This window comes from Streptomyces lunaelactis (assembly GCF_003054555.1).
GTDB classification, from domain to species: Bacteria; Actinomycetota; Actinomycetes; order Streptomycetales; family Streptomycetaceae; genus Streptomyces; species Streptomyces lunaelactis.
This window is the reverse complement of record NZ_CP026304.1, coordinates 1,969,369-1,993,947: the sequence shown is the minus strand read 5'-3', so window position 1 is coordinate 1,993,947 and position 24,579 is coordinate 1,969,369. Positions and strand designations below refer to the sequence as shown.

Annotated in this window: 26 protein-coding genes and 1 pseudogene; 17 read left to right on the top strand and 10 right to left on the bottom strand. The window is 71.7% G+C overall.

What is annotated here, in order from left to right; translation table 11 throughout:
• The first annotated feature begins 227 nt into the window (after window positions 1-227).
• The 3 genes from SLUN_RS08925 (at window position 228) to SLUN_RS08915 (ending at window position 3,671) form a co-directional block, all read left to right on the top strand.
• Window positions 228-899: a class II aldolase/adducin family protein gene (locus tag SLUN_RS08925; protein ID WP_108147977.1), complete on the top strand. Its 672-nt coding sequence runs from the start codon at window positions 228-230 to the stop codon at window positions 897-899.
• A gap of 65 nt (window positions 900-964) precedes the next feature.
• A complete protein-coding gene (locus tag SLUN_RS08920; protein WP_108147976.1) occupies window positions 965-2,092 on the top strand; it encodes an alpha/beta hydrolase in 1,128 nt (375 codons plus the stop codon).
• A gap of 109 nt (window positions 2,093-2,201) precedes the next feature.
• Window positions 2,202-3,671 carry a hypothetical protein gene (locus SLUN_RS08915; protein WP_371413817.1) on the top strand — a complete coding sequence of 490 codons (1,470 nt, stop codon included), beginning with the start codon at window positions 2,202-2,204 and terminating at the stop codon, window positions 3,669-3,671.
• A 49-nt stretch (window positions 3,672-3,720) separates the two neighbouring features.
• Here the strand turns inward: SLUN_RS08915 and SLUN_RS08910 are convergent, their stop codons facing one another.
• A complete protein-coding gene (locus tag SLUN_RS08910; protein ID WP_108147974.1) occupies window positions 3,721-4,125 on the bottom strand; it encodes a VOC family protein in 405 nt (134 codons plus the stop codon).
• Window positions 4,126-4,461: 336 nt separating this feature from the next.
• On the opposite strand from SLUN_RS08910, the gene SLUN_RS08905 reads away from it, so the two are divergent.
• The 3 genes from SLUN_RS08905 to SLUN_RS08895 all read left to right on the top strand — a co-directional run bounded on the left by SLUN_RS08905 (window position 4,462) and on the right by SLUN_RS08895 (window position 7,589).
• Entirely contained in the window at window positions 4,462-6,060 is a 1,599-nt protein-coding gene (locus SLUN_RS08905) for an ABC-F family ATP-binding cassette domain-containing protein (protein WP_108147973.1), read from the top strand.
• Window positions 6,061-6,447: 387 nt separating this feature from the next.
• Window positions 6,448-6,669 carry a helix-turn-helix domain-containing protein gene (locus tag SLUN_RS08900; protein WP_006123601.1) on the top strand — a complete coding sequence of 74 codons (222 nt, stop codon included), beginning with the start codon at window positions 6,448-6,450 and terminating at the stop codon, window positions 6,667-6,669.
• A 128-nt stretch (window positions 6,670-6,797) separates the two neighbouring features.
• Window positions 6,798-7,589 carry an enoyl-CoA hydratase/isomerase family protein gene (locus SLUN_RS08895; protein WP_108147971.1) on the top strand — a complete coding sequence of 264 codons (792 nt, stop codon included), beginning with the start codon at window positions 6,798-6,800 and terminating at the stop codon, window positions 7,587-7,589.
• A gap of 75 nt (window positions 7,590-7,664) precedes the next feature.
• Here SLUN_RS08895 and SLUN_RS08890 read toward each other — a convergent pair whose 3' ends face one another.
• Window positions 7,665-8,330 (bottom strand): hypothetical protein, encoded by a 666-nt coding sequence (locus tag SLUN_RS08890; protein WP_257153690.1) that lies wholly within the window; start codon window positions 8,328-8,330, stop codon window positions 7,665-7,667.
• Between the two features lie 93 nt (window positions 8,331-8,423).
• Here SLUN_RS08890 and SLUN_RS08885 point away from each other — a divergent pair, with 93 nt between their 5' ends.
• From SLUN_RS08885 to amaP, 5 genes are read left to right on the top strand one after another with little or no spacing between them, the layout of a single operon-like run.
• Complete coding sequence (locus SLUN_RS08885) at window positions 8,424-8,921, top strand: Asp23/Gls24 family envelope stress response protein (RefSeq protein WP_108147969.1); 498 nt, start codon at window positions 8,424-8,426, stop codon at window positions 8,919-8,921.
• An 11-nt stretch (window positions 8,922-8,932) separates the two neighbouring features.
• Window positions 8,933-9,124 carry a hypothetical protein gene (locus SLUN_RS08880; protein ID WP_108147968.1) on the top strand — a complete coding sequence of 64 codons (192 nt, stop codon included), beginning with the start codon at window positions 8,933-8,935 and terminating at the stop codon, window positions 9,122-9,124.
• A gap of 6 nt (window positions 9,125-9,130) precedes the next feature.
• On the top strand, window positions 9,131-9,502 hold the full coding sequence (locus tag SLUN_RS08875) for an Asp23/Gls24 family envelope stress response protein (RefSeq protein WP_159100215.1): 372 nt from the start codon (window positions 9,131-9,133) through the stop codon (window positions 9,500-9,502).
• A complete protein-coding gene (locus tag SLUN_RS08870) occupies window positions 9,499-10,143 on the top strand; it encodes a DUF6286 domain-containing protein (protein ID WP_108147967.1) in 645 nt (214 codons plus the stop codon). The genes SLUN_RS08875 and SLUN_RS08870 overlap by 4 nt, the downstream gene beginning before the upstream one ends.
• A gap of 34 nt (window positions 10,144-10,177) precedes the next feature.
• On the top strand, window positions 10,178-10,756 hold the full coding sequence (gene amaP, locus SLUN_RS08865) for an alkaline shock response membrane anchor protein AmaP (RefSeq protein ID WP_108147966.1): 579 nt from the start codon (window positions 10,178-10,180) through the stop codon (window positions 10,754-10,756).
• A gap of 50 nt (window positions 10,757-10,806) precedes the next feature.
• On the opposite strand, the gene SLUN_RS08860 is transcribed toward amaP, so the two are convergent.
• The 6 genes from SLUN_RS08860 to SLUN_RS08835 all read right to left on the bottom strand — a co-directional run bounded on the left by SLUN_RS08860 (window position 10,807) and on the right by SLUN_RS08835 (window position 16,231).
• A complete protein-coding gene (locus tag SLUN_RS08860; protein WP_108147965.1) occupies window positions 10,807-11,562 on the bottom strand; it encodes an SDR family oxidoreductase in 756 nt (251 codons plus the stop codon).
• Between the two features lie 4 nt (window positions 11,563-11,566).
• Window positions 11,567-13,354: a glycoside hydrolase family 15 protein gene (locus SLUN_RS08855; RefSeq protein ID WP_108147964.1), complete on the bottom strand. Its 1,788-nt coding sequence runs from the start codon at window positions 13,352-13,354 to the stop codon at window positions 11,567-11,569.
• Between the two features lie 30 nt (window positions 13,355-13,384).
• Entirely contained in the window at window positions 13,385-14,173 is a 789-nt protein-coding gene (locus tag SLUN_RS08850; protein ID WP_108147963.1) for an SURF1 family cytochrome oxidase biogenesis protein, read from the bottom strand.
• 87 nt (window positions 14,174-14,260) lie between these two features.
• A complete protein-coding gene (locus SLUN_RS08845; RefSeq protein WP_108147962.1) occupies window positions 14,261-14,494 on the bottom strand; it encodes a metallothionein in 234 nt (77 codons plus the stop codon).
• 64 nt (window positions 14,495-14,558) lie between these two features.
• Complete coding sequence (locus SLUN_RS08840; RefSeq protein ID WP_108147961.1) at window positions 14,559-15,551, bottom strand: DEDDh family exonuclease; 993 nt, start codon at window positions 15,549-15,551, stop codon at window positions 14,559-14,561.
• Window positions 15,552-15,610: 59 nt separating this feature from the next.
• Window positions 15,611-16,231, bottom strand: coding sequence for a TetR/AcrR family transcriptional regulator (locus SLUN_RS08835; protein ID WP_108147960.1), 621 nt, complete (start codon window positions 16,229-16,231; stop codon window positions 15,611-15,613).
• A gap of 93 nt (window positions 16,232-16,324) precedes the next feature.
• Between SLUN_RS08835 and SLUN_RS08830 the strand changes: the two genes are divergently transcribed.
• The 6 genes and pseudogenes from SLUN_RS08830 to SLUN_RS08805 form a co-directional block, all read left to right on the top strand.
• Window positions 16,325-17,122 (top strand): acetoacetate decarboxylase family protein, encoded by a 798-nt coding sequence (locus SLUN_RS08830; protein ID WP_108147959.1) that lies wholly within the window; start codon window positions 16,325-16,327, stop codon window positions 17,120-17,122.
• Window positions 17,122-18,006, top strand: a complete 885-nt coding sequence (locus SLUN_RS08825) for an SDR family NAD(P)-dependent oxidoreductase (RefSeq protein ID WP_108147958.1) — start codon at window positions 17,122-17,124, stop codon at window positions 18,004-18,006. The genes SLUN_RS08830 and SLUN_RS08825 overlap by 1 nt, the downstream gene beginning before the upstream one ends.
• Before the next feature lie 17 nt (window positions 18,007-18,023).
• A complete protein-coding gene (locus tag SLUN_RS08820; protein WP_108147957.1) occupies window positions 18,024-19,307 on the top strand; it encodes an amidohydrolase family protein in 1,284 nt (427 codons plus the stop codon).
• Entirely contained in the window at window positions 19,304-20,530 is a 1,227-nt protein-coding gene (locus SLUN_RS08815; RefSeq protein ID WP_108147956.1) for an amidohydrolase family protein, read from the top strand. The genes SLUN_RS08820 and SLUN_RS08815 overlap by 4 nt, the downstream gene beginning before the upstream one ends.
• Before the next feature lie 24 nt (window positions 20,531-20,554).
• Complete coding sequence (locus tag SLUN_RS08810; protein WP_108147955.1) at window positions 20,555-21,265, top strand: VIT1/CCC1 transporter family protein; 711 nt, start codon at window positions 20,555-20,557, stop codon at window positions 21,263-21,265.
• A gap of 54 nt (window positions 21,266-21,319) precedes the next feature.
• Window positions 21,320-21,415: pseudogene (locus SLUN_RS08805) on the top strand (alcohol dehydrogenase); the annotation flags it as partial.
• Between the two features lie 18 nt (window positions 21,416-21,433).
• Here the strand turns inward: SLUN_RS08805 and SLUN_RS08800 are convergent.
• Both SLUN_RS08800 and SLUN_RS08795 read right to left on the bottom strand, forming a co-directional pair.
• A complete protein-coding gene (locus SLUN_RS08800; protein ID WP_108147954.1) occupies window positions 21,434-22,879 on the bottom strand; it encodes a CoA transferase in 1,446 nt (481 codons plus the stop codon).
• A gap of 129 nt (window positions 22,880-23,008) precedes the next feature.
• On the bottom strand, window positions 23,009-24,541 hold the full coding sequence (locus tag SLUN_RS08795; RefSeq protein ID WP_108147953.1) for a S8 family peptidase: 1,533 nt from the start codon (window positions 24,539-24,541) through the stop codon (window positions 23,009-23,011).
• Between the last annotated feature and the right edge of the window lie 38 nt (window positions 24,542-24,579).

The following is a 24,579-nucleotide window of genomic DNA, read 5'->3' as shown; positions in this document are numbered from 1 at the left end:
GAACGGAAGATGAACTACGACGGGCGTTGCGGTGTCGTTAAGTGAGGATCCATCACCCCGCTCCTCAGGGGGAGTGGCCACAGCGGTGCGTCAGACCGTGTCGGGCTTGCGTCAGGGTTGCCCGAGGGGGTTCCGCGAGGCGCCGGAAGCGGCATTTGTGCGGGTTGAAGAGATCTCCGTCACTCGACGCCCTGCGGCACGCCGCAGCCGCCTGACAGGATCACCGCATGACCGATGAGGTACGGCAGGACGCGATCGGGCGGGCGTGGGAAGACCTCGTGGCCACGGCCCGCAGAACGGCGGCCGAAGGCCTGGTGGTGGGCACATCGGGCAATGTCTCGGTACGGGCCGGCGGACTCGTCCTGGTCACCCCGAGCGGAGTGCCCTACGACCGTCTCACTCCCGAGGACGCCGTCGCCGTCGATCTCGACGGCAACCAGGTCCTGGGCGATCTCGCCCCCACCAGCGAGCTGCCGCTGCACCTCCAGGTCTACCGGAACACCCACGCGGGCGCCGTGGTGCACACCCACGCCGTGCACGCCACCGCCGTCTCCACCCTGGTCCCCGAGGTCCCGCTGATCCACTACATGGCGGCTGCCCTCGGCGGACCTGTCCGCGTCGCCGCGTATGCCCTGTACGGAACGGACGAGCTGGCCGCGAACATGCTGCGCGCCCTGCGGGACCGCACCGGGTGTCTGCTCCAGAACCACGGAACGGTCACCTACGGCGACTCCCTCGACCAGGCCTACGACCGCACCGCCCAGCTGGAGTGGATGTGCAGGCTCTGGCTGACCGCGGCGGCGCTGCCCGGATACTCGCCCAGCCTGCTCTCCAGGTCCCAGCTGCGCGAGGTGGAGGAGAAACTCCAGGGCTACGGCCGGCCCCGGCCCAGCACCTGAGGCTCCCCGACACCTGCGGCCCCCGCCCACTGGCAGCGCGGCCGGTGGGTGCCGACACTGGAACAGTGCGCCCGGCTATAGCGGCGGCAGCAGCCGTCACCACTCTGATCGGCGTCGGCGCGGCCGCGATCGCGGCCGGCCGCTACGCGAGCGACGCGGCGCTCAAGGCGCCGCTCGGCCGGCCCCTGCCCGGCGACCCCCGGCTCACCGTGCACGCCACGGCCCCGGGCAGGCTGACCCTCACCCGCAGCCTCGCCTCGCTGCGCCCCGGTACGTACGGCCTGGAGGGCCCCGACGTCCACGCGGTCGTCGGCGCCGTACTCGACGAGGTCCCGCACGCCCCCGACACCGTCGTACGCCGCCTGGAACGGGTCAGCCACGGCACCCTGGACCCGCGCACCCGGGTGCGGCTCACCCCGCAGGTGCACAGCGGCGACCCGGCCAGCGCGCTCGGCCTCAAGCACAGCGATATCGACATCCCCGGCGAACTCGGCGCGCTGCCCGCCTGGTTCGTGCCCGGCGCCCGCGACACCTGGGTCATCACCGTGCACGGCCTGGGCACCACACGGGAGCACCCCATGAACATCATGGAGTTCCTCAGCGCCCACCACTTCCCGGTGCTCGATCTCGCCTACCGCGGGGACCTCGGTGCCCCCAGGCCCCCGGACGGACTCGCTCACCTCGGCGACTCCGAATGGCGCGACCTGGACGCGGCCATCCGCTATGCCGTCCGCCACGGAGCCGCGCGTGTCGTCCTGCACGGCTGGTCCACCGGAGCCTCGATGGCCCTGCACGCGGCGGCAAACTCCTCGCTGCGCGACCGGATCAGCGGACTCGTGCTGGACTCCCCGGTCCTGGACTGGGGAACGACCCTGCGCAATCTGGCCGCCGCCCGCGGCACCCCGGGGCCCCTGCTGCCCCTTGTCGTCAGGGCGGCCCAGGGCAGGACCGGGCTGCACGGCGACCGGCTGCTCGAAGCGGCCGACCCGAACGGCCTGCGCGTACCGACCCTGATCTTCCACGGCCCGGACGACACCCTCGCGCCCTGGGGGCTCTCCCGTGAACTCGCCGCCCGCCGCCCCGAACTGATCACCCTGCACACCGTCCGGCACGCCCCGCACGCCGCGATGTGGAACGCGGCCCCCGTGAGTTACGAAGAGGCCCTCCGGCGCTTCCTCACCCCCCTGATGTAGCCGGGACCTGTCCGAGATGTCGCCGGACAGTCCCTGACGGGACGGCCGCTCTGTCCGGCCGACCAGGTTCCGTTTGGGCTTTCGGGCCGTCAGCGGGAAGACTGCCCCCGTGACGTCCCGAAAGCCTGATGAGCAATTGGCGCGCAACTCCAGACTCCGTCTTGTCCGCCCGCGATCGTTGGCCACCGCACGGCGGGCCGTGACGACCCGGCGCACCCGGCCGGCCCCGCGGCCTCCCGAGGGAACTCCGCCCCCCGCCGAGCTGGCCCGCCAGGCGAGGGCGGTCCTCGCCGACGCCGTACGCATCGCCCGCTGGGCGGCCGTCGAGAGGGACCCCAGCACCGCCCCACTCGCCGAGCGCGCCCAGGAACGGGCCGCGGCCGCCCTGGAGTTGACCCCGCTCCAGGTACGCGTCGGCTGGGACCGGGCCCGTCTCGCCGGCCTGGTCGAGCTGCACGGTGACACCGCACGCCCCGGCTGGCGGCTGCGCGCCTGGGACCGCGACGACATGGCCGTGCTGCGCGGCTGGGTCGCCCTCTTCGACGCCTGGTCGCTGATCCACCCCGCACCCGGCGATGTCGCCCCCACGGCGGTCGCCGAGGTCGTCGAAGCCGTCCCCCAGGTGCTCTCCCTCCTCCAGCTCTCGGCAGGACCCGTGCTCGTACCGGTCCTGCTCGACCTCCTGCAGCAGCGCGTCGCCGAACTCCGCGAGGAGCGCTGCGAGGTCCCGTACGGTTCGCACGCCGGTCCGCGCCCCGCCGACGCGGAGCACGGGCACGGGTCCGGGCCCGATCCCCACCCCTTGACCGAATCCGATCCCCGTCCCGAGTCCGGGACCGAGGACCGTCCGGGCGTTCCCGTCTCCCTCCTTCTCGACTGGGCCCTGGAGGGCCTGTCCGCCGTCGGCGCCCTCACCCTGGACAAGGGCCGGTCCGCCACCCTCACCCCGCTCGGCAACTGGGCGGTCTGGGTCAAGCTCGAGCAGATCTGCGTCGCCGCCCAGAGCCCCGCGGGCAATATCGAGCAGTCCGCCGAGGACATGGTGCGCGGCTGTGCCCGGCTCACCCCCGGCCCGGCCCGCGCCGAGTACCGCGCCTGGCTCGCCGCCCGCACCGTCTCCAGCGCCGTCACCGAACTTCTCGCCGTGGCCCGCGGCGAGGACGCCCTGCTGCGCGGACTCGCCTTCGAGGCCCTGCGCGTCGTCGGCGCCCCCGCCGAGCCCGAGGTCCGAGCCGCCGCCGACGAGCCCTCACTGCGGCCCTACGTCCTGCTCTGGCTCGCCGAGTACGAGGGAGCGGACCCCGAGGACGCGGCCGACGTCCTCACCCGCGAGGAAGCGACCTGGCTCTGGGTCGACACCGCGGCGGCCGTCGCCGACCACGGCGAGCCCCAGCTGCTCCTGCGTCATCTCGACTCCGCGGTGCAGGGCACGGTCCCCGCGCTGCTCGAGGCGGTCCGGGTCGGCGGCCACCCGCGAACGGTCCAGGTCCTGGTCGCCCTGGCGGCCGCGCACCCGGACCCGGCCCTGGCCAAGGCCGTGCGCCGGGCGGCGTTCCAGGTGCACACCGGAGGGTCCTGAACGGGCAGGACGCGGCACGGGGGGCGGGGGAGGCCGGGTCAGACACGGCCTACGACTCCTCCGCCCCCGGTGCGTAGGTCCCGAAGCTCCAGATGTTGCCCTCGACGTCGCGCGCCATGTAGTCGCGAGCCCCGTAGTCCTGATCGGTGGGCGGCATCACGATCTCCGCGCCGTGCTCCACAGCCGTGCTGTGGTGCGCGTCGGCATCATCGACATGGACGAACACGCCTGTGGGTCCGCCGCCCGCCATCAGCTTGTCGAACTCGCTGCCGGTGCCCTTACTGCCGAGCATCACCATGCCGTTCCCGTACGTCAGCTCCGCGTGCATGACCACGCCGCCCTCGTCCTCGTACACCGCGCGCTCGGCGAAGCCGAAGGCCTCGGTGAGTTGCTTGATCGCAGCCTTGGCGTCCGCGTACACCAGCGTCGGACAGATGCTCGGTGAGTCCGTCATCCCGATCACTCCTTCATGCTCGACGGTAGGGGTGTGATCTGGGTCTCAGTCTTGCACCGGCCACTGACAGCGGGGCCGAGGTGCGGTCCCAGCGCGATGAGGCCGACGATGCCGCCGCCGACGGTGGCCCTGCCGCCGGGGATACGGTCCGTGACTGTGCTCTGCGCGTCCCGGCCGGATCGCCTCCCATCCGCACGCCCCTTGCCAACGACCGACGAATAGCACTTGCCCGGGCCCGTTAGACTGGCCCGTATGGCAATTCTCCTTGTGCATTAGACGGCGTCGAAGCTCCTGCGTCCGTCCCTTCCGCCGTCCATACCGCCCTGGAGTCTTTCCGTGATCACCGCCTCTGGTGTCGAGCTGCGCGCAGGCGCGCGCGTCCTCATCGAGTCCGCTTCCTTCCGCATCGCCAAAGGCGACCGCATCGGCCTGGTAGGCCGCAACGGTGCGGGCAAGACCACCCTCACCAAGTGCCTCGCCGGTGAAGGCGTCCCCGCCGGCGGCGCCATCACCCGCTCGGGCGAGGTGGGCTACCTCCCGCAGGACCCGCGCACCGGCGACCTCGACACCCTCGCCAGCGACCGCATCCTCTCCGCCCGCGACCTCGACTCCGTCCTGAGGAAGATGCGCGAGAACGAGGAGCGCATGGCGAACGGCCAGGGCGCCACCCGCGAGAAGGCGATGAAGAGGTACGAGCGCCTGGAGACGGAGTTCCTCACCAAGGGCGGTTACGCCGCCGAGGCCGAGGCCGCCACCATCGCCGCCGCGCTCGGCCTGCCCGACCGGGTGCTCGGCCAGCCGCTGCATACGCTCTCAGGTGGTCAGCGCCGCCGCGTCGAGCTCGCGCGCATCCTCTTCTCGGACGCCGACACCCTGCTCCTCGACGAGCCCACCAACCACCTCGACGCCGACTCGATCGTCTGGCTGCGCGACTACCTCAAGACCTACCGCGGCGGCTTCGTCGTCATCTCCCACGATGTCGACCTGGTCGAGACCGTCGTCAACAAGGTCTTCTACCTGGACGCCAACCGCGCGCACATCGACATCTACAACATGGGCTGGAAGCTCTACCAGCAGCAGCGCGAGGCCGACGAGAAGCGCCGCAAGCGCGAGCGCCAGAACGCCGAGAAGAAGGCCGCCTCGCTCAACTCGCAGGCCGACAAGATGCGCGCCAAGGCCACCAAGACCGTCGCCGCGCAGAACATGGCCAAGCGGGCCGAGCGGCTGCTCTCCGGTCTCGACGCCGTACGGGTCTCCGACAAGGTCGCCAAGCTGCGCTTCCCGGATCCCGCGCCCTGCGGCAAGACCCCGCTGATGGCGGAGGGTCTGTCCAAGTCCTACGGCTCGCTGGAAATCTTCACCGATGTGGATCTCGCGATCGACAAGGGTTCACGGGTTGTGATCCTCGGCCTCAACGGCGCGGGCAAGACCACACTGCTGCGCCTGCTGGCCGGGGCCGAGAAGCCCGACACCGGCGAGGTCATAGAGGGCCACGGTCTCAAGATGGGCTACTACGCCCAGGAGCACGAAACCCTCGACCCGGAACGCACGGTCCTGGAGAACATGCGCTCCTCCGCGCCCGACCTCGATCTCGTCCACGTCCGCAAGACGCTCGGCTCCTTCCTCTTCTCGGGCGACGACGTCGACAAGCCGGCCGGGGTCCTCTCCGGCGGTGAGAAGACCCGTCTCGCGCTGGCGACCCTGGTCGTCTCGTCCGCGAACGTGCTGCTTCTCGACGAGCCCACCAACAACCTCGACCCGGCCAGCCGCGAGGAGATCCTCGGCGCGCTGCGCACCTACAAGGGCGCCGTCATCCTCGTCACCCACGACGAGGGCGCGGTCGAGGCGCTCGAGCCGGAGCGCATCATCCTGCTGCCGGACGGCGTCGAGGATCTGTGGGGCGCGGACTACGCGGACCTCGTCGCGCTCGCCTGATGCCGGCCGGATCGGAAGCCGGATCAGGAGCCTGATCCGGTGCGATCCGGTGCGATCCGGTGCTGATCCACTCCGTATGGATCATTCGGCTTACGGGTGATCCATCATCTGAGTGAGAACGTCTCGTACTGCGGCGTGGCGGCGGGCGGATTCAGGCCTTCCGGTCCCACGCGGCGCTTGTCCCCGGTGCGCTGCGCTGACCAGGCACTTCTCCGGGAAACCCGTTCGGACGTGCGAACGCGGGCGTGCGGAATCAAGGATTCCGGTAGTGGCGATTGCCCAGCGCCGGGCAAAGCTTGTCGCACGGACCTTGCCGAATGGGTGGCCAGGAAGCCCCCGAGGGGTGATCATGAGAGTCCAGAGCGCACTTCCCATGAGGAGGCACGGGTGGCCGAGACTCTGAAGAAGGGCAGCCGGGTAACCGGCGCCGCGCGCGACAAGCTCGCGGCAGACCTGAAGAAGAAGTACGACTCCGGTGCGAGCATCCGGGCGTTGGCCGAAGAGACCGGCCGCTCCTACGGATTCGTCCACCGGATGCTCAGCGAGTCCGGAGTCACGCTGCGGGGACGCGGCGGAGCGACGCGAGGCAAGAAGGCCGCCTCGGCCTGACGGTCGAGGCTCCTCCGGCCTACCGGTTTTCACGGTGGCCACCCGGTCGGTCGCACGGTCGACCGGGTGGTTACTGTGCAGTCACTTATCTTCGTTTGCAGTGACTGTTCCCGAACCGGAGGCGCCCCATGACTTCGCTCGACTCTGTGCTCGACAAGGACGGCGTACGGCTCACCGTCGAGGACGCGGTTGCCACGGTGACCTTGACCAACCCGGACAAGCGCAACGCCCAATCTCCCGCTCTGTGGCGGGCGTTGGCGCAGGCGGGTCGGTCATTGCCGGGCACTGTGCGGGTCGTGGTGCTGCGCGGCGAGGGCAAGTCCTTCTCCGCGGGTCTCGACCGGCAGGCGTTCACGCCCGAGGGCTTCGACGGCGAGCCGTCCTTCCTCGATCTCGCACGCGGTTCCGACGAGGAGCTCGACGGGGTCATCGCCGAGTACCAGGAGGGATTCACCTGGTGGCGCCGCAGTGACATTGTCACGATCGCGGCCGTCCAGGGTCATGCGATCGGGGCCGGTTTCCAGCTCGCCCTCGCCTGCGACCTCCGGGTCGTCGCTCAGGACGTGCAGTTCGCCATGCGTGAGACCAGCCTCGGGCTCGTACCGGACCTCACGGGTACGCACCCCCTGGTGTCGCTCGTGGGCTACGCCCGCGCGCTGGAGATCTGCGCGACGGGCCGCTTTGTGCATGCCGAGGAGGCGGAGCGCACCGGCCTCGCCAACCTTGTTGTGCCCGGCGACGAACTCGACGGCGCGGTGCGGGACTTGGCGGCCGCGCTGCTGGCGGCGCCGCGGGACGCGGTGATCGAGACGAAGGCGCTGCTTCAGGGTGTGACGAGCCGCTCGTACGAGGACCAGCGCACCGCGGAGCGCGCCGCGCAGGCGCGCCGTCTGCGCGATCTCGCGGGCCTCTCCGACTGAGTCATGCCGATGCGGGTCACCCGCACGCTGGGCACCCCGTGCCGGTCGCCACAGCGCGAGCGACCCCAGCACGAGTCACTCCTGGGCCGAGGTGACCAGCACCGCCACCGGTCGGCCGTCCGCGAGAGCCGTCGTCACCGCCTCGCGGACCGCCCGGACCACGTCCAGGGGCTGATGGCCGCTCGCGGTCGCCACCTCGACGCGGACATGGTCCGGGGCCAGGTGCACCGCCGTGCCCAGGGTGGCCGTCAGATGCGCGACGCCCGGCGCCCCGGCCGCCGCCGTGCCCGCCGGGTCCTTCGGGGCGACCGGCCGTACCCCGGGTGGGGGAGCGGCGGCCGACGATTCCGGGGCGGTGTCCAGCAGCTCCGTCACCCGCAGATCCACCTCGGTGACCTCAAGGCCCAGCAGGTCCGCCGAGGCCGTGAACAGCGCGGTGCGCAGGGCTGCCGCGGCGGCCGGCAGCGGCTCCTGCGCCACCGCCCCGAAATCCGCCTCGATACGCAGCGGCCCCGGCGGCAGCGCGCTCGGCGGGGCCGGTAGGGCCGGAGCAGCCGCCGATTCCGGGTCCACGAGAGCCAGCCTGAGCCGGCCCAGCGCCACCCCGGGCACTTCGGCCGCCGCACGCCGCAGCACCGTGTCGGCCGCCTGTTCGGTCAGCCAGGCCCCGTCCGCCGCCCCGCCCAGCGCGAGCAGCCTGCCGAGGCCGAGCCGTCTGCGAACCGCGTCAGCAGTGGTCATTGCTCCAGCCTGCCGCATCCCCGGCGCGAGACCTGGCAAGCGCACTTAGTGTGGGCAGAGGAGTCCACCAGCGCCCGGAAAGGACGAACGGCGATGACCGACACCGCTCAGCGGAACAGGCCCGAGCCCTCCGGCAACGAGCCGTCGGGCTCGGGCGAAGGATTCAGGAAGACCTCAGGCACCAGGCGCGGCGGCGGAGATCCCGCATCCCGCGGCCGTACCACCATCGCCGACGGCGTGGTGGAGAAGATCGCCGGGCTCGCGGCCCGTGAGGTGATCGGCGTCCACGCCATGGGCAGCGGCTTCTCCCGCACCCTCGGCGCGGTGCGCGACCGGGTGCCGGGCGGCAGCAGGTCCAATGTCACCCGAGGGGTCAAGGCAGAGGTCGGCGAGCTGCAGACCGCCCTCGACCTCGAAATCGTCGTCGACTACGGCGTCTCCATCGCCGATGTCGCCCGCGCGGTCCGCGAGAACGTCATCTCGGGGGTCGAGCGGATGACGGGTCTTGAGGTCGTCGAGGTCAATATCGCGGTCAGCGATGTGAAACTGCCCGATGAAGAAGAGGAAGAGCCGGAGCAGCGGCTCCAGTAGAGGAGCTCACGATGAGCATGGCGGTGGTCGGCCTGATGGCCGGCATGGCGCTCGGCTTCGCCGGATACTTCGGCGGCTTCGGTGCCTTTCTGCTGGTGGCCGCCTTGGGGGCGGTCGGCTTTGTGGCGGGCCGGTTCCTCGAGGGCGACCTCGAACCCGGCGACTTCTTCCGGGGTCGCGAGCGCGGCGACCGGCGGCGGTGACCCGCAGTGGCCGCTGGGGATCCCCCCACCGGAGGCAGGGAGAGCATCGTCGCCGGCGAGCGCGGGCAGACCACGATCGCCGACCGGGTCGTGGCGAAGATCGCCGCGCAGGCGGCACGGGAAGCGCTCGACGCCGTACCGGCAGGCGGCAAGGCGCCGCGTGCCACGGTCACGGTCCACCATGACGCCGCCCGGGTGCGGATCAGCCTCGAACTCGACTATCCCTCCGACATCGGCCGCCAGTGCGGTGCCGTGCGTCATCGAGTCACCGAGCGGGTAAGGGCGTTGGCGGGGATGGACGTGCCCGAGGTGGCGGTGCTCGTCGAGCGGCTGCACTCCGACCACCTCCGCAGCGCGGCACAGGGGAGGACCAGATGAGCGAACCCGCAAAGCCCGCAGGCCCCGTACTCGATCTGGACCAGTCCGCATCGGCGGCGGCGTACGAGCCGGTGCCGGACGACGGCGACGGCGGCAAGGCCGGACGCTTCTGGTCCGTACGCCGGGTGCCGGCCGGGCTGCTGGCGGTGGTGGTGCTCGGCGGCACGGGGCTGCTGCTGTACGACATCGCGGCGGTACGGGCCGACCGGCCGGCCATGCACTGGCGCCGCACCACCGCGGCGCACCTCGAGGAGTGGCGGCTGGACGAGACGGGGGTGCTGGCAGCCGCGGCGGCCGCGATGGCCCTCGGCGTCTGCCTGATCGTCATCGCCGTGACGCCGGGGCTGCGGGCGCTGCTGCCGATGCGCCGCGACGTCGCTTCGGTACGTGCCGGTCTGGACCGGGAGGCCGCTGCGCTGGTGCTGCGGGACCGGGCTATGGAGGTCTCCGGAGTCCAGTCCGTACGCGTACGGATGGGGCGGGCGAAGGTCTCGGTGCGGGCACAGTCCCACTTCCGTGAACTCGACGACGTACGTGCCGATCTGGACGCGGCACTGGGCACCGGCATCAGGGAACTGGGACTGGCCAGGCAGCCGGCCCTGACCGTGTATGTGAGCCGGCCTCCGGCGAAGAAGGCGTGACGAAGGCGTGACGAAGGCGTGAGGTGAGGGCGGAATGCTTCGGGTGGTCAATCGCGTACTGCTGGGCCTCGCCGGACTGGTGCTGCTGTGCGCGGGCGGTGCGGTGCTGGCGGCGGGTACGGGTCTGTCCGTGCCGTCCTGGTGGCCCTACGACGGGCGGGACGACGTGCTGCTGAGCCGGGCGGACCGGTACCGATGGCGCGACGAGGGCTGGTGGTGGCCGGTGGTCATCGCGGCGCTCGCGGTGCTGGTGCTGCTCGCCGTCTGGTGGCTGCTCGCCCAGCTGAGGCGCGCCCGGCTGGCGGAGATCCTGGTCGACAGCGGCGACGGCGAGGGCGCGCTGCTGCGGGGCCGCGCGCTGGAGGGCGTGCTGGCGGGCGAGGCGGAGTCCCTGGAGGGCGTGGCCCGCGCGCGGGTGAGCCTGACGGGCCGCCGGAGCACGCCGGAGGCGCGGGTGGGCCTGCTGCTGGAACCGTTCGCGGCGCCGGGCGAGGCGCTGACGCGCCTGACGGACGAAGCGCTGGCGCACGCGAGGGACTCGGCGGGGCTGGCGTCGCTACCGGCGGAGGTCAGGCTCCGGGCGGCGAAGCACGGGGCGCGCAGAGTGAGTTGAGGGGCCCCGTCCCCCAGGAGCGCTATTTGTCAGACCCGGCCTAGAACGGCCTAGAACCCGTGCCGCGCGCCCCCGTCCACCGGGAGCATCACACCCGTCAGGTACGACGCGGCCGGCGACAGCAGGAACGCCGCCGCCTTCCCGAACTCCTCCGGCCTCCCGTACCTCCGCAGCGGAATGCGGGACTCGTTCGCCGTGCGCGCCGCCTCCGCGTCGCCCGACAGCGCGTCCAGTTCGCGGACCCGGTCGGTGTCGATGCGGGCCGGGAGCAGCCCGGCCACCCGGATGCCCTGGGGGCCCAGCTCGTCCGAGAGGGACTTGGCGAAACCGGCCAGACCCGGGCGGAGCGCGTTGGAGATCGTCAGGCCCGGGATCGGCTCATGGACCGAGCCCGACAGAACGAAGCCGATCACGCCGCCTTCGCCCAGCTCCGCCGCCACCGTGCGGGCCAGTCGTACCGCGCCCAGGAAGACGGACTCGAACGACGACTGCCACTGCTCGTCCGTGTTGTCCGCCGCGAAGCCCGGCGCCGGGCCGCCCACGCTGATCAGAACGCCGTCGAGGCGCCCGAACTGTGCCCGCGCGGCCGCGACCAGACGATCCGCTGTCGCAGGGTCGGCGTTGTCGGTGGCGAGGCCGACGGCGTTCGGGCCGAGTCCGGCGGCGGCGTCCGCCACGGCCTTCTCGCCCCGCCCGCTGATGACGACCTTCGCGCCGTCGGCGACGAGCGCACGCGCGGAGGCGTTCCCCAGCCCTCGGGACGCACCGGTGACGATGTAGACGCGGTCCTTCAGTCCAAGATCCATGGACCTATCCTGCCGTGTCCTCCCGGCACAGCGCGAGGGCCGTGGACACCAGCCCGATATGACTGAAGGCCTGGGGGAAGTTCCCGACCTGCCGCCCGCTCACCGGGTCGTACTCCTCGGCGAGCAGCCCGACATCGTTGCGCAACGCGAGCAGCTGCTCGAAGATCTCCCTGGCCTCCTTCACCCGTCCCGTCATCCGCAGCGCGTCCACCAGCCAGAACGAGCAGGCCAGAAACGCTCCTTCGCTCCCCGGCAGCCCGTCGACCGCCTCTCCGGCCGTGCTGTAGCGGCGTACGAGCCCGTCGCCGGTGCCCAGTTCCGCCAGAATCGCGTCCACTGTCCCGATCACCCGCGGATCCTCGGGCGGCAGGAAGCCGACCCGTGGGATGAGCAGAGCCGCCGCGTCCAGTTCGACGGAGCCGTACGACTGCGTGAAGGTGTTCCGTACCGGGTCGTACCCCTTCTCGCACACCTCCTGGTGCACCTCGTCGCGCATGGTGCGCCACCGCCCCACGTCGCCGCGCATCTCGGGATGCTCCTCCAGGGTGCGTACGGCACGGTCCGCGGCGACCCACGCCATCACCTTGGAGTGCACGAAGTGGCGCCGCGCGCCCCGCACTTCCCACAGCCCCTCGTCCGGCTCGCGCCACCTGGACTCCAGGAAGCCGAGCAGGCTGAGCTGCAGATTCCAGGCGTGCCGCTCCGCGGGCAGGCCGGCAGCCCGCGCCAGATAGAGGGAGTCGATGACCTCTCCGTACACGTCGAGCTGCAGCTGGCGTACGGCTTCGTTGCCGGTACGGACCGGCGATGAGCCCTCGTACCCGCTCAGCCACGGCAGCTCCATCTCCGGCAGCCGGCGCTCGCCGGAGAGCCCGTACATGATCTGCAGGTCCGCCGGGTCGCCGGCCACCGCCCGCAGCAGCCAGTTGCGCCAGGCCTTGGCCTCGTCCAGATAGCCGGCCGACAGCAGCGCGCCCAGCGTGAGGGTGGCGTCGCGCAGCCAGCAGAAGCGGTAGTCCCAGTTGCGTACGCCGCCGAGCTCCTCCGGCAGGGACGTGGTGGGCGCGGCGACGATCCCGCCGGTCGGGGCGTAGGTGAGCCCCTTCAGCGTGATGAGCGAGCGGACGACGGCCTCGCGGTACGGGCCCTCGGCCTGGCAGCGCGAGGACCATGCGGCCCAGTCCGTCAGGCTCTCCTCCAACGCGGCGAAGGGGTCGCAGAGCGCCGGCCGGTCATGGTGCGAGGGATGCCAGGTGAGGACGAACGCCACCTTCTCGCCCGCGCCGACCGTGAACGACGAGCGGGTGCTGAACTGATGCCCCCACGTCTTGACCTGCGGCTCACTGCGCAGCCATACGGAGTCGGGCCCCGCGATGGCGATCCGCTCACCGTCCGAGCGCCGCACCCACGGCACGACGGAGCCGTAGTCGAAGCGCAGCCGCAGGGTTCCGGCCATCTCGACCGTGCCGCTGACGCCCTCCACGATCCGGATGACATCGGGCGCCGCGTCGCGCTGCGGCATGAAGTCGACGATCTTGACGGTGCCGGTCCTGGTCTCCCACACCGACTCCAGGACCAGCGATTCACCCACATACCGGCGGCGGGTGCAGCGGCCCGCGCCCTTGGGAGCGACCCGCCAGTGACCGTTCTCCTCGTCGCCGAGCAGCGCGGCGAAGCAGGCCCCCGAGTCGAAGCGGGGCAGGCACAGCCAGTCAATGGAGCCGTCCATGCCGACCAGCGCGGCGGTCTGCAGATCGCCGATGAGGGCGTAGTCCTCGATACGTTGCGTCACGCTCTGGCGTGTTCCCGCCAGGCGCGTCCGCTAAGCAGCCGCGGTGGCCGGTTCCGGTGAGTTCGGGGTACTGGCTGCCTGGCCGTCGCGCTTCTCCCGGCGTACGAGAATCACCCAGCCGACGGGTACGGCCGCGACGAACAGCCACCACTGGACGGCGTACGCCATGTGCGGGCCGATGGACTGGTGGTCGGGCTCGGGGATCAGTTCCGGGTTGCCGCCGGCGGGCTCGGGCGCGCTCTGTTCCAGATATCCGCCGAGGACGGACCGGCCGAGCGCCTTCGCCTGCTGCGCGCTGCTGATCAGCATGACCTGGCGGGGCGGCAGACCGGCCAGGTCCTTGATGCCGCTGGCGCTGGTCGTCTCGTCGGCCTTGAGCCGGCCGGTGATGGTCACGCTGCCCTTGGGGGCGGCCGGCACGGCGGGGAAGGCCTTCTGGTCGGCGGCGGCCGGGACCCAGCCGCGGTTGATCAGGACCGCTCGGCCGTCGGCCAGGACCAGCGGGGTCAGCACATGGAAGCCGACCCGCTCGTCGGCGGAGGTGCGGCGGCGTACGACGACCTCGTGTGCGCTGTCGTAGGTGCCGGTGGCGGTGACCTGGCGCCAGTAGTCGGCGCGGGGGACGGTGTGCCCGGGGGAGGTGAGCTCGCTCACCGGTACGGGCTTCGCCCTGAGGTTCCGTGAGATCAGGCCGTTCTGCTCGACCCGGTGTTCGTGCCGGTGGAGCTGCCAGAAGCCCAGCTCGATCATCGCGGGGATGAGGACGAGGGCGATGAGGGTGAGGATCACCCACTGCCGGGACAACAGGAAGCGGTACACCCCATGACCGTACAACTGGGGTCATGGGGTGCGAGGAGTGGGGGTCGGGGAGCCGGCGCCGAGGAGCCTGGCTCCGGGGGCCCGGGATCAGACTCTGTCGACGATGCCCGCCTTTCCGTCGGCGCGGGCGCAGTGCCCGCCGCAGTACCAGTGGCCGTCGGCCTCGACACCCTGGCCGATGACCTGGACCCGGCAGTGCTCACAGATGGGCGCCATGCGGTGAATGGCGCAGGAGAAGCAGTCGAAGACGTGCACCGCGCCCTGCGCGTGCACCTCGAAGGACATGCCGTAGTCGTTTCCGCATACCTCGCAACGTGCCATGCGCCACAGGGTGGGACGCGCGGTGGCCGCGGGCGGGCGCGCGGCGCGGCGAGTCGCGCCGGGTTCACTCCGATGCGCGTGCCGGGGCCACGTCCCGCAACAGCTGGGTGAAGGCAGCCTCGTCGATGACCGGGGTGCCGTACGACTTCGCCTTGACGGTCTTCGATGTCGACGCCTCGGGATCGTTGGTCACCAGCAGGCTGGTCAGCCGGGAGACGCCGGTCGCGATGTGCAGGCCCGCTTCGATCGCCCGGTCCTCCAGCAGCTCGCGGTCGACGGAGGTGTCGCCGGAGAACGCCACCCGCATCCCCTGCGTCAGCTGCTCGCCCACCTCGTACCGCCCGGGGTTGGGGTAGGGGCAGGGCGGGCGCTTGCGCGAGGGCCGCCAGCCGTTCTGCCCGTACGAGCCCTGGCCGTACGACGCCTGGTAGCCGATGCGCGGGGTGGCGGGGGAGTCCGACCACTCGGTCAGCGGGCGGCACTCGAGCAGCGGCAGCCGCACCCCATCGCGGGCCGCGGTGTGCAGACTCGGCCGGAACGCCTCGGCCAGCACCCGGGCGTCGTCCAGCGCGTGGTGCGCCCGCTGCTGTACGACCCCGAAGTGCGCGGCGAGCGACTCCAGCTTGTGGTTGGGCAGCGGCAGCCGCAGCTCCTTGGAGAGCGCGATGGTGCACAGCCGCTGGCGGGTGGGCGCGGCCCGCTCCGCGCGCGCGTACTCCCGGGCGATCATCGACCAGTCGAAGATGGCGTTGTGCGCGACGAGGACCCGGCCGTCGAGCCGCTCGGAGAACTCGGCGGCGATATCGCCGAAGAGCGGGGCGCCCTCCAGCACGTCGCTCGTCAGACCGTGGATCCACACCGGGCCCGGATCGCGCTCCGGGTTGACCAGGGTGTACCAGTGGTCCTCGACATCACCCCGGGCGTCGAGGCGGTACACGGCAGCGGACACTATCCGGTCGTCGCGGGCGAGTCCGGTGGTCTCCACGTCGACGACCGCGTACCCCTGGGGGTACGCGCCCGGCCACGTCGTCGCTGCGGTCGTACGGTCGTCGAGCATGGTCACAGAGAATACGGGCCGGGACTGACAGCGACGGACGGGCCCGGTCCCCCTCACACTCACGTGTCCACAAGTGCGCTCACCAACGCCCGTACGGAGGCGGTGAACAGCCTCTCCGGATCGGCGGGCCGCGCCAGCGCGCGGGCCAGCGCCGGGTCGTGCTCCGCCGTCGTGGCGTCGTCCCACAGCTCGCCCTCGCCGGGCGACTGGACGGGCGAGCGCTCGCGGTTGCGCTCGACGAGCACGAAGCCGACGACCTGGAACTGCACGGCGCGCACGGCCTCGGCGGCGCGCGTCCCGCGCAGTCCGGCGGCGTGCATCTCATGGACGAGCGCCTGCTGGGCGGGCAGGAACATCCGTTCCGTCAGGCCCCGTTCATGGACCATCGCGATCAGATGCGGGCGCTCGCGCAGCTCGCGGCGGAGCCCGCGCGCGACCGAGACGACCCGCTGCGCGGGCGTACGGCCGACGGGCCGGATGGCGCCCATCTCCTGGACCGTGCGCTCGACCAGCGCGTCCAGCAGGGACTCACGGTTGCCCACATGCCAGTAGATCGAGGTGACGGCGGTTCCGAGCTCGGCGGCGAGCCTGCGCATCGTCAGGGCCCCCGGGCCGTGCTGCCTGACGAGGGCGCCGGCCGCTTCGAGTACCTCTTCGCGGGTCAGCGCGGTTCTCGGCATGGGACCCCCAATTCCGGTACGTGCACGGCTCTTTACCCTTCATCGCCGTCGGTGTAACTGTGTTACAGGCTTCCCGACGAAGGGCGGTACGGCATGGCACGCGTACGGTACGGCGCGCGCACCGAGGCGGAGATCACCGCGGCCCGCGCATCCAGTTCCAAGCTCCCCGACATCTGGTCCACGGGCGTGGTGGCGGTGTGGGAGAGCGACCCGGACGCGGTCGCGGCCGTACTCCCGCCGCCACTGGGGCCCACCGAGCGCCCGCTCGTACGGGCCAACATCAGCAAGGTCGACCTGACCGGCTATCCGCTCGGCGCCGGCTCGGTGGCGGTCGCCGCGCTGCACGACGGACGCGAGGGCTGGTACCCCCTCGTCATGCCGATGACCCACGAGCGCGCGCTGATCGGCGGACGCGAGGTCTTCGGCGAGCCCAAGAAGCTGGGCGAGGTCACCGTCGAGCGGGACGGCCTGCTCGTGCGGGCGGCGCTCGCCCGGCACGGCATCGCCTTCGTCGAGGTGCGGGGCGCGGTGGACGGCCCCCTTCCGCTGCCCGAGCCGGCCGAGAAGCTCGACTTCTACTTCAAGTTCCTGCCCGCGGTGGACGGTCAGGGCTTCGACGCCGACCCGGTGCTCGTCCACTGCACCCGTAACGAGAAGTTCCGCAGACTGGAGAAGATCACCGGCGATGTGGTGCTGCGCGAGTCGGTGTACGACCCCGTCGCCGACCTCCCCGTACGCCGCGTTGTCGAGCTCACCATCGGCGAGAAGACCACCGATCAGAAGGGCCGGGTCGCGGAACGGGTGAGCGCGCAGGCGCTCCTGCCGTACATCCACCAGCGCTACGACGACCCGCGGCAGATCCTCGACGAGCCGCCCGAGGGGAGCGTCTGATGGAGCTGAGCGCAGGACAGGTCGCCGTCGTCACGGGCGCGGCGAGCGGCATCGGCCGCGCGATGGCGCGCCGGTTCGCCGCGGACGGGCTGAAGGTCGTCCTCGCGGACGTCGAGGAGGAGGCGCTGCGCAAGGCCGCCGGTGAACTCACCGCGGAAGGCGCCCAGGTGCTCGCCCGCACGGTCGACGTCAGCGACCGGGCCTCGGTGCTCGCGCTGGCGGACGCCGCGTACGAGACCTTCGGCGCCGTCCATGTGCTGTGCAACAACGCCGGGGTCGGCTCCGGCGCCGAGGGCCGGATGTGGGAGCACGAGCCCAACGACTGGAAGTGGGCCTTCGCCGTCAACGTCTGGGGTGTCTTCCACGGCATCCAGGCCTTTGTGCCGAGGATGATCGCGAGTGGCGAGCCCGGTCATGTCGTCAACACCTCGTCGGGCGACGGCGGGATCGCCCCGCTGCCCACCGCATCCGTGTACGCCGTCACCAAGTCGGCCGTCGTGACGATGACCGAGTCGCTGTACGCGCATCTGAGGGCGGCGCACGCGCGCGTGGGCGCGTCCGTGCTCTTCCCGGGACCGCACATGCTGCGCACCGGACTGTGGGAGTCGCACCGCAACCGGCCCGAGCGGTACGCCAAGGAGCGGCCGCGCAGGACCCCGTACCGCAGCCTCGAGAAGTGGGAGACGGCGATGAAGGACGCCGGGCACGAGGTGGCGTTCACGCCGGTCGAGGAGGTCGCCGGGCTCGTCGTGGACGGGATCCGCGCGGACCGGTTCTGGATGCTGCCGGCGAGCGAGCACAGTGACCGGCAGATCCGTGCCCGGTCGCAGTCGATGCTCGACCGCGCCAACCCGTCGTACCTGGAAAACTTCATTCTGGACTGAGGGACTGGGGACTAGCGATGACAGAGCGGGACCCGTACCTGATCATCTCCTCCGACTGCCATGCCGGGCTGCCGACCGAGCAGTACCGGCCCTATCTGGACAGCAGGTTCCACCGGGCCTTCGACGGCTTCCTCGCCGGGCGCGACGCGCGCCGCGAGGAGATGAACCGGCTCGGCGTACGCAACGAGGCCTTCGCGGCGAAGTGGTTCAGCGACAACGAGGAAGGCCTGAAGGGCGGTTGGGACACCGCCCAGCGGCTCAAGGAGCTGGACGGCGACGGAGTGGCGGCCGAGGTCGTCTTCCCCGACGCGGACGCGGTCGACAGCCGGACCGCCGCGCCCTTCGGTGTCGGCCTCGGGCTCTCCGGCGACCAGGACCCCGACCTCGGCATGGCGGGCGCGCAGGCGCACAACCGCTGGCTCGCCGAGTTCGTCGGCGAGAATCCCGAACGGCACTGCGGGGTGGCCCTGTTGCCCATCACCGGCGAGGTCGACCGGGTCGTCGCCGAGATCCACCGGGCCAAGGAGTCCGGGCTCGGCGCGCTGATGATCCCCTCGATGTGGGTGGACAAGGAGCCGTACCACGACCGGCGCTACGACCCCGTCTGGGCGGCCGCGGCCGAGACCGGCATGCCGATGGTCACCCACTCCGGCGCGGCTCCGCGCCATGAGTACGGAGACCACCTGGGCATCTATGTCTCCGAGGTCACCTGGTGGCCGGCCCGCCCGCTGTGGTTCCTGCTCTGGTCGGGCGTCTTCGAACGACACCCCGGCCTGAGGTTCGGCGTCGCCGAGTCCGGCTGCTGGTGGCTGCCGAACCTCCTCTGGTTCATGGACCGGCTCTACCTCGGCGCGCACGGCGGCAAGAAGCTGTCGCCCTTCGCCGAACTGGGGCGGCCCCCCAGCGAGTACCTGGACCGCCAGATCTTCATCTGCGCCACCAACACCAAACGGCGCGAGCTCGCCCAGCGGTACGAGATCGGCGTCGACAACATCCTCTGGGGCAGCGACTTCCCGCATCCGGAGGGCACCTGGCCGCGCACGCGCGCGTGGCTGAAGGACACCTTCCACGACATCCCGGTCGCCGAGACCCGCCGGATGCTGGGCCTGGCCGCCGCGGACGTCTTCGGCTTCGACACCGCGAAACTCGCCCCGATCGCCCGCCGCATCGGTCCGACCCCGGCCGAACTGGGCCAGCCCGACGACCAGTCGGCCGTCGAGGCCTCCTGGGCGAGGTCCCGCGAGGTGGGCCGGCACTGGCTGACCGACCATGACTTCCCGGTCCTGGGGGCCTCGTCATGACGGAGCGCTACACGGTCGTCTCCGCCGACTGTCACGCCGGGGCCGATCTCCTCGACTACAAGCCGTACTTGGAGAAGAAGTACCACGACGACTTCGACGCCTGGGCGGCCACGTACATCAATCCGTACGAGGATCTGCTCGCCGACACCGCCGACCGGAACTGGAACTCCGAGCGCCGCGTCAGCGAGCTGGAGGCGGACGGCATCGTCGCCGAGGTCCTCTTCCCCAACACCATCCCGCCCTTCTTCCCCAGCGCCTCGCTGGTGGCCCCGGCGCCGCCACGGGAGGAGTACGAACAGCGCTGGGCCGGGCTGCGCGCCCACAACCGCTGGCTCGCCGACTTCTGCGCGGCGGCCCCCGGGCGCCGGGCGGGCGTCGCGCAGATCCTGCTGGGCGACGTCGAGGAGGCAGTACGCGAGATCCGCCGGACCAAGGAGGCCGGGCTCACCGGCGGGATCCTGCTGCCCGGCACGCCGCCGGGCTCGGGGCTGCCCGAGCTGTACTCGCAGACGTACGACCCGATCTGGGCGGTCTGCGACGAGCTCGGCGTACCGGTCAATCACCACGGCGGCTCGGCGTCGCCGCCGCTGGGCGAAGAACCGGCGGCCCGCGCGGTGTTCATGGTGGAGACCACCTGGTTCTCGCACCGGGCCCTGTGGCACCTGATCTTCGGCGGGGCCTTCCGCCGCCACCCGGAGCTGAAACTGGTCCTCACCGAGCAGGGCTCGGGCTGGATCCCCGGCGTGCTCGACATGCTGGACTACTACCACGCGCGCCTGGTGGCCGCGGCGACGAAGGCCGTCACCGCCGAGTCCAAGTTCGGTGCCGGGCTCGCCGCTTCGATGGGCCGGGGCCCGAGCGAGGTCTGGCGCGACAACTGCTTCGTCGGCGCGAGCTTCATGCGCCCGCACGAGGTACCGCTGCGTGAGCGGATCGGGCTCGACAAGATCATGTGGGGCAGCGACTATCCGCACGACGAGGGCACGACCCCGTACTCCCGCGAAGGCCTCCGCATCGCCTATGCGGGCCTGCCCCAGAGCGAGGTCGCGGCGATGGCCGGCGGCAACGCCGCCCGCGTCTACGGCTTCGATCTCGGCCTCCTCGACCCGATCGCGGCCGAGGTCGGCCCGACGGTCGAGGAGATCGCCGAGCCCCTGGCGGAGATCCCGGCCGACGCGACCAGCCCGGCGTTCGCCCGGGGCGGGTCGGTGCGGGTGTGGTGAGGGGGAGGGTGAGACCCTCCCCGGGTGACTGACGCACCTCACGAGGAAGCCCACGGCGAGGCCCTCGGCGCGCGCCTCAACTGGCTCCGCGCCGCGGTACTCGGCGCCAACGACGGCGTCGTCTCCACCGCGGGCCTCGTCGTCGGCGTCGCCGGAGCCACCGACTCGCGCGCCACCCTGCTCACGGCGGGCCTCGCGGGACTGCTGGCGGGCTCCATGTCGATGGCGGCGGGCGAGTACGTCTCCGTCTCCACCCAGCGCGACTCGGAGAAGGCGGCGCTGGCCATGGAACGACGCGAGCTGCGCGAACAGCCCGAGGAGGAACTCGAGGAGCTGACCGGCCTGTTGGCCGCCCGCGGCCTGTCGCCGGAGGTGGCCCGCGAGGCGGCACAGCAGCTCACCGAACGGGACGCGCTGCGTGCCCACGCGCGCGTGGAGCTCGGCATCGACCCGGACCAACTGGCCAACCCCTGGCACGCGGCGGGCGCGAGCTTCCTGGCCTTCACGGTGGGCGCGCTGCTGCCGCTGCTGGCGATCGTCCTGCCGCCCGTGTCCCTGCGCCTGCTGATCACGGTCCTCTCGGTGCTCGCAGCCCTCGCCCTGACGGGCTGGTGGAGCGCCCGCCTGGGCTCGGCGGCGGCCGGGCCCGCGATGCTGCGGAACGTGGGCGGAGGAGCGCTGGCGATGGCCGTGACGTACGCGGCGGGGTCGCTGCTGGGCGCTGCGGGCGTCTGAAGGCCGTCGCATGCGCGCCACCGTCATCCAAGCCCGCACGACATCCGCGTGGAGCCCGTCTTCGACCTGTCGGTCGGCCTCGACGGCGTGCCGGCCGGTTACAGGGCAATGGACGAGCGCACCGCGCTCAAGGTCATCATCAAGCCGTAGCCACGACCTCGGCCCGGGTCAGCGCCACTCGGGTGCGTCCGTGCCCCACCGGCCGGACGGGCGTGCCCAGTTGACCGGGCCACCGGCGAAGGAGACGGGCGGCAGGGCGTGCCGCAGCCGGCCCATGGGGCTGTCCGTCAGGGTGAGCCACGGCTCGGGGTCGTACGGAACGGTTTCCCCCGCCGGGCCCTTCCCGAGGCCGTTCACCAGCCAGGCCGCGGTCTGGGTGAGGGCGAGCCGTACCAGCCTGGCCCTGCCGTCGTCGGCCTGCTCGGTGAGCGCGCGCAGTACGCCCGCCGCCAGCAGATACCCGGTGCCGTGGTCGAGAGCCTGCGCGGGCAGCGCGCCGAGCTGCTCCGCATCGCCCTCGATCGCGGCGATACCGGTCGCCACCTGCACCAGACTGTCGAAGCCGCGACGCCCGCCCCACGGCCCGTACCCGCCCCACGCGGAGAGCTGTGCGATCACCAGCCGCGGATTGCGTACGGCCAGCTCGGCCGGTCCCATCCCGGAGAACTGGTCCAGCGCGCCCGGCCGGTAGCCCAGCACCACCACATCCGCGCTCTCCAGCAGCTCCTCGAAGGTCCGCCGGTCGCCGCCCCGGTCGGACAGATCCAGCCGGGTCGAACGCTTCCCCATGCCCGTGTCGTTGTGCGCCTCCTGGCTCTCCGGCAGCTGGGGCGCGTCGATCCGCAGCACATCCGCGCCGAGCAGCGCGAGGGTGCGGGTGGCGACCGGGCCCGCGAGCACCCGGGTGAGGTCCAGGACCCGCAGCCCGGCGGCCGGGAGCAGGGTGCCGCCCGTCAAGTCCGGGAAGCCGCGCGGCGGTTGCCCGGCCGCCTCGCGCACCGAAGACGCATCGACTGGAGCGATCGTCAGCAGCGGGTGCGTGGCGGCCAGAGCGCCCTGCTCGTGCGCCGCCCACTCCTGGGGCGTACGGGCGGCGACGGCAAGACCGCCCGCCGCGTACACCGTCTCCTCGACCTCCGCGACCCTGCGCCCGCCGATCTCGGCCGCGACGGCCTCCACGCCGGCGTCGCCGGGCAGCCCGAGCCCGGCCAGCAACCAGGCGCGGTGGTGCGGGTAGTTGGCGTGTGTACGGACCCAGCCGTCGGCAGCCCGCCAGAAACGGGACAGGGGAGCGAAGGTCGTCGGCGCCTCGCCGTCGACCCGCACCAGCCGGTCGCTGAGGAACGCAGCCGTGACCGCACCGTCGTCGACCCGGACGGACGGGACCTGCCCACCGGTACGGCGGGCGGCGAGCTCGGCCGCGGCCAGCGCGCAGACCGCCACGGAGGAGCGGGCCAGTTCCATGACGGGCAGTTCGGCGGGCAGCCCGCCGGTGCCTTCGTACCGGACGCGGCCGAGGAGCGTGGGATCGCCGCCGAGCGCCGCCCACGCCTGGGCAGTGCCGCTCGAAGGCGTACCGCTCGAAGACGTAGCGCCCAAGGATGTCTGAGCCATACAGGCACTATGGCACTGAGTGCCAACCGAGTGCCATGCGGCGAGTGCCATGCGGTCGAGTGTCATGCGGTCGAGTGTCATGCGAAGGGGCCGGACGCGGAATGCCACGTCCGGCCCCCCAGAGCGCTGTTACCGGCGAACCGCGTCCAGGGCGTCGGCGACACCCGTTCCGTAGAAGCTGTTGTCGCGCGTGCCGCCCTCGCACACAGCGTCGACAGTGCCGTCGCCGTTGATGTCGTACGGGTTGGTGCAGGCCGTGTCGTCGGCCTGCCCGTAGAGCAGCGCCTTCACCTGCGCCGCCGAAGCGTACGGGTGCTGCGACTTGATCAGCGCGACGACGCCCGCGACATGCGGCGAAGCCATCGACGTACCGGCCTTGTAGCCGTATCCGCCGCCCGGCAGCGTCGACAGGATCCGGCCGTCGACGGCAGGCGCGTCCGGCTTCTGGAAGACGGTCGAGTCACCGCCCGGCGCGGAGATGTCGATGACGCCGAGACCGTAGTTGGAGTACGAGGACTTCAGGTTCTTCGCACCCAGCGCGGAGACGGTGACGACCCCGGGAATCTGGGTCGGAATGTCCAGGCAGTCACGGGGGTTGATGACCCGCTCGACCGGAGTGGTGTCGTTCGGGCTCGTCGTGTCCGTGAGCGCGTCGGAGGCCAGGTCCATCCTGGAGTTGCCGGCCGCGGCGACGTTCACCACGCCCTTGCGCTCCGCGTACCCGATGGCCCGGCGGTGTGCCTCGACAAGAGCCCCCTGGTCGAGGTCGTCCTTGCAGTTGAACAGCCACGGGTCGGTGTAGTAGCTGTTGTTGGTCACATCGACGCCGTGCTCCGCGGCCCAGACGAAGCCGCAGACGACCGCTTCGGTGTAGAAGAAGCCGGGCTGGGTCGACACCTTGATGCCGGAGACCTTGACGCCCGGCGCGACACCGGTGATGCCGACGCCGTTCTTGGCCGCGGCGATCGTGCCCGCGACATGCGTGCCGTGGTCGCTCTCGTCGGCGGCCGGCCGCCAGGAGCCCGGCGTGGTGTCCGGCTTGCCGGTGACGCAGTTGGCCGACGCCTGGGCGTCGAAGTTGGGCGCCAGGTCGGGGTGGGTGTCGTCGACACCCGTGTCGATGACCGCGACGGTGACCTTCTTGCTGCCCAGCGTCCTCTCGTGAGCCTTGTCCGCCTTGATGGCGGGCAGGTCCCACTGAAGCGGCTCGAGCGGGTCCTGGTCCGCGTCCGCCTGCGCCGCCGCCGTCTTCGCCTCCTCGGCGGTCAGCGGACGCTCGGAGTCGATCGCCGTGTCGGCCGCGGGGGCGATCGGCGCCGTGCGCGTCGCGCCGGCCGAGGCGACGCCCCGGACCGTACGGATCGCCGTGGCGAAGTCCGGGTTCTGCGAGTGGACGACGATGACACCTATCTGGTCATAGGCGATCACCACCGAACCGCCCGCCTTGGCTATCGCCTTCTTCACCGCTGTGGCGGTGCCGTACCCGCCCTTGACGTTCACGACATACGACAGCTTCGGGCCGTCGGTCACGACCGCGGCGGGTACCTCGTCCGCCGGGGCTGCCGAGGCGGCTCCCGCGGGAAGGAAGCCGAGCGAGGCCGTGAGTGCCAGACCTGCGGGCAGAGCGAGCGCGCGCCGCCGTCTGGATCCCAGATGAGCCATGGGTTCTCCACATCATCCGTGACAAACCCGCCCAGACA

Bases quoted from the DNA above. Each gene is read 5' to 3' on its own strand.
- SLUN_RS08925 (WP_108147977.1), top strand. From the start codon at position 228: ATGACCGATGAGGTACGGCAGGACGCGATCGGGCGGGCGTGGGAAGAC.
- SLUN_RS08910 (WP_108147974.1), bottom strand. From the start codon at position 4,125: ATGACGGACTCACCGAGCATCTGTCCGACGCTGGTGTACGCGGACGCC.
- SLUN_RS08895 (WP_108147971.1), top strand. From the start codon at position 6,798: ATGACTTCGCTCGACTCTGTGCTCGACAAGGACGGCGTACGGCTCACC.
- SLUN_RS08890 (WP_257153690.1), bottom strand. From the start codon at position 8,330: ATGACCACTGCTGACGCGGTTCGCAGACGGCTCGGCCTCGGCAGGCTG.
- SLUN_RS08885 (WP_108147969.1), top strand. From the start codon at position 8,424: ATGACCGACACCGCTCAGCGGAACAGGCCCGAGCCCTCCGGCAACGAG.
- SLUN_RS08880 (WP_108147968.1), top strand. From the start codon at position 8,933: ATGAGCATGGCGGTGGTCGGCCTGATGGCCGGCATGGCGCTCGGCTTC.
- SLUN_RS08870 (WP_108147967.1), top strand. From the start codon at position 9,499: ATGAGCGAACCCGCAAAGCCCGCAGGCCCCGTACTCGATCTGGACCAG.
- amaP (WP_108147966.1), top strand. From the start codon at position 10,178: ATGCTTCGGGTGGTCAATCGCGTACTGCTGGGCCTCGCCGGACTGGTG.
- SLUN_RS08860 (WP_108147965.1), bottom strand. From the start codon at position 11,562: ATGGATCTTGGACTGAAGGACCGCGTCTACATCGTCACCGGTGCGTCC.
- SLUN_RS08845 (WP_108147962.1), bottom strand. From the start codon at position 14,494: ATGGCACGTTGCGAGGTATGCGGAAACGACTACGGCATGTCCTTCGAG.
- SLUN_RS08840 (WP_108147961.1), bottom strand. From the start codon at position 15,551: ATGCTCGACGACCGTACGACCGCAGCGACGACGTGGCCGGGCGCGTAC.
- SLUN_RS08835 (WP_108147960.1), bottom strand. From the start codon at position 16,231: ATGCCGAGAACCGCGCTGACCCGCGAAGAGGTACTCGAAGCGGCCGGC.
- SLUN_RS08830 (WP_108147959.1), top strand. From the start codon at position 16,325: ATGGCACGCGTACGGTACGGCGCGCGCACCGAGGCGGAGATCACCGCG.
- SLUN_RS08825 (WP_108147958.1), top strand. From the start codon at position 17,122: ATGGAGCTGAGCGCAGGACAGGTCGCCGTCGTCACGGGCGCGGCGAGC.
- SLUN_RS08820 (WP_108147957.1), top strand. From the start codon at position 18,024: ATGACAGAGCGGGACCCGTACCTGATCATCTCCTCCGACTGCCATGCC.
- SLUN_RS08815 (WP_108147956.1), top strand. From the start codon at position 19,304: ATGACGGAGCGCTACACGGTCGTCTCCGCCGACTGTCACGCCGGGGCC.
- SLUN_RS08800 (WP_108147954.1), bottom strand. From the start codon at position 22,879: ATGGCTCAGACATCCTTGGGCGCTACGTCTTCGAGCGGTACGCCTTCG.
- SLUN_RS08795 (WP_108147953.1), bottom strand. From the start codon at position 24,541: ATGGCTCATCTGGGATCCAGACGGCGGCGCGCGCTCGCTCTGCCCGCA.